General features: G+C 47.0%; 1 protein-coding gene. It reads right to left on the minus strand.

Going from position 1 to position 1,026, the window contains the following annotated elements; genetic code table 11:
* Positions 1-28: 28 nt before the first annotated feature.
* Positions 29-835 carry an arylamine N-acetyltransferase family protein gene (locus R7E42_RS25670; RefSeq protein WP_045545638.1) on the minus strand — a complete coding sequence of 269 codons (807 nt, stop codon included), beginning with the start codon at positions 833-835 and terminating at the stop codon, positions 29-31.
* Positions 836-1,026 lie beyond the last annotated feature (191 nt).

A 1,026-nucleotide genomic window follows, 5' to 3' on the forward strand; every position in this document is an offset into this window, starting at 1 on the left:
CGCGCTACGCTTTGAAAACGTGAGAATTTTAGGCGTCAGGCAACGGACGAAGATCGCCGTACTGCGCATCAAGCTCAATGCCGAAGTATTCTTTCAATGCATCCAGATAGGCTTGGCCCGGTTCTAACTCCAATTCTGTCTGCTCACCTTCGCTGGTGTATTTGAGTGTGTAGTTAAGCAATGTCACCAACCCACTTTCTGTTGCTTTCGCCGCGACTCTTGCGCTGGTAAAACGCGAGTTGGGAGAAGTGGAGGTAAAAAAGTTGCCACACGCGATATCACCCGCAAACACAAACTCTAAATCGAAGCTATAAAGGTTGTTCCACGTGTCCGTTCCGTCCGTTGACAACACTTGAAGGAAGTAACCAAACTGAGCATCTTCGACAAAGCGGAAGGTTTGTAAATCCGTTTGAATCACTTGGTTGAGGATAAACGGCAATGGCGCGCGCGGCGTATTGGAGCCAAAGCCTACATCGACAATCCATGCTTGTTCATCCAGCGTTACCAACGTGATTTGATGGCTGCGACCTGTCGGCGTCCCCATCACGTGAACACGCCCAAGTAAGCTGCGCGCTTCAAACCCGAGGGTCTTGAGCACATCGAGCATTAAGCCATTCAGTTCAAAGCAGTAGCCACCACGGGAGTGATACACGGTTTTTTGAATGATGTCTTCAATCTCAACAGAGATGCCACGCTGCAACGAAATATCAAAGTTCTCAAACGGCAGGCAACGGTGCTGCGCTACGTGAATCTTGTGCAATGACTCCAAATCGGCGGGTAACTCACTCGGCAAACCGAGCTTGGTTAAATAGGCGTTCAGATCCGTCTTATTCATAATCACTCTTACTTATCTGATGGGTTGATTGTTTTCTACTCTAGTCCCTCTACCTAACCTCAGGTCAATCGCCTTTTCCGTTTTCCCTTCTGTTTTGAGGAGGCATCACACTCTTGTTGTCCACTCACTTTAACATTATTACGTATATGTAAAAATCATTTTCAAAATGGACGGATTATCATTTTTACTGA

Source organism: Vibrio sp. Vb1337 (genome assembly GCF_033338715.1).
GTDB classification, from domain to species: Bacteria; Pseudomonadota; Gammaproteobacteria; order Enterobacterales; family Vibrionaceae; genus Vibrio; species Vibrio alginolyticus.

What these genes read in the sequence shown, in the direction of transcription:
- R7E42_RS25670 (WP_045545638.1), bottom strand. Translation starts at nt 835, where the DNA reads ATGAATAAGACGGATCTGAACGCCTATTTAACCAAGCTCGGTTTGCCG.